General features: G+C 40.3%; 2 protein-coding genes. Both read left to right on the forward strand.

The genetic code is table 11. The features are described from left to right. Positions 1-80: 80 nt before the first annotated feature. Entirely contained in the window at positions 81-854 is a 774-nt protein-coding gene (locus tag AB4496_RS09225) for a ParA family protein (protein WP_016799981.1), read from the forward strand. Positions 855-870: 16 nt separating this feature from the next. Continuing rightward, on the forward strand, positions 871-1,170 hold the full coding sequence (locus AB4496_RS09230; protein ID WP_016799982.1) for a hypothetical protein: 300 nt from the start codon (positions 871-873) through the stop codon (positions 1,168-1,170). The last annotated feature ends 420 nt before the right edge of the window (positions 1,171-1,590 follow it).

Raw genomic sequence — 1,590 nt, forward strand, 5'->3', positions numbered from 1 at the left:
GTATTACATATGTAATACATTGACAGTGTGCTTTTTGTTTTTTATTGTGTATTACACATGTAATACATGAGGTGTTTATTATGAAAACTAAGATCATCAGCGCGGCGAACCAAAAAGGTGGCGTTGGAAAAACCACGACTCTTGTCAATTTAGGGGCTGAGCTTGCACGAAAACGAAAAGTGTTAGTTATTGACCTCGATCCTCAAGGGAACTGCTCTAAAACGTTAACCGGACAACGTGATTTTAAGTTTGAAGAGACGGTGGCTGCTTTGTTTGATAAGCCTAAAGTTGTGTCCATTGTCGATTTAATTCAACCTGCACAGATTAATGGGAACTCTATTGAAAACCTCTATGTCGTTCCCGCTGATGTTCAGTTGTCACGTGTCATCGAAACATCACTGACAAAGATTAATCGTGAACGAATTTTAGAAAAGCAATTAGCGAAGTTAGGTGACACCTATGATTTCATTCTTCTTGATACTCCACCAAACTTATCCCTAACGACTCTTAACGCAATCCAGGCTTCAGACCTTATCTTGATCCCTGTAGATTCAGGTGCATTTTCATTAGACGGCATTAGCTCTTTACTCGAAGCTGTCTATGAAATTAAGGAGGATGAAGGCAATTATCTGATCTTGAGGAACGAGGTCGACTCAAGAAACACTATTATTAATGAGTTCATTGATGAGGAATTGGAGGTAGTACAAGATAAATTGCTACCAGTATCTGTCCGTCGTTCTGAGCATGTTGGACAAGCTAATGCCGTTTCCTCTCCTGTGCGCTTTTATAAATCGGGCTCTCTTGTTAATAACGATTACCGAAAACTGGCTGCGTTTCTTTTGAATTTGATGTAATACATAGGTAATACATATGAGCAAGTTGAAAAAACGAGGAGCTATAACAGCTATCTCTACTGACAAGAACGAAGGTTCAAGTAAGTCGACTGGAATTACGACTGTCAAAAAGAAAGTGACGACATCTTATATGGTGCCTCCTCTGACTCTTAGAATGTCACTTACTGATAAAGAACGGATAACCGATTGGGTAGCAAATCTGCAAGAGCAGACAGAGAGAAATGTGTCTGCAGCGAAACTGTACCGAGCTTTGGCTTTATATCGAGACAAGATAGATGATGAAGAGCTCGTTGAGTTGATTAATAAAATGAATTGAATATGTATTACCTATGTAATACATATTTGCTTTTAAGGCTCTGTATCTATTTTAAGACATTTCATAGAGCCTTAGTTTGGACTTAACTTCTAGCACGGATGAACATGACACTTGAAGCGTCTTATTACCTGTTCTGGGCCTTCTCTCCTTGTAAAGACTAACACTTTAAACGTGTCTTTAATCATGACTCTTATCGTTGCCTTGGTTCCCCTGCAGCTAGGCCTTGTTTGAACCCCGTTATTGTCCTAAGAGTCATAGCGCCTTGTCGTTTCCTCCTCGTTGTTCTCTCTGTCTTCGAATAAGTTCGTGTAAGGGCTTGTTTTCTTATGCGCCGATTTTCTTTCACTCGCATCATTTTCGAGCATGCAGGCTGTTAACCGTTTCTCCCCACAACCTGCTTTACAAGGGAGGCTTCGCCGC

It is taken from the genome of Vibrio sp. 10N.222.46.A1 (assembly GCF_041473595.1).
Taxonomy (GTDB): domain Bacteria; phylum Pseudomonadota; class Gammaproteobacteria; order Enterobacterales; family Vibrionaceae; genus Vibrio; species Vibrio tasmaniensis_A.

What these genes read in the sequence shown, in the direction of transcription:
- AB4496_RS09230 (WP_016799982.1), top strand. Translation starts at nt 871, where the DNA reads ATGAGCAAGTTGAAAAAACGAGGAGCTATAACAGCTATCTCTACTGAC.
- AB4496_RS09225 (WP_016799981.1), top strand. Translation starts at nt 81, where the DNA reads ATGAAAACTAAGATCATCAGCGCGGCGAACCAAAAAGGTGGCGTTGGA.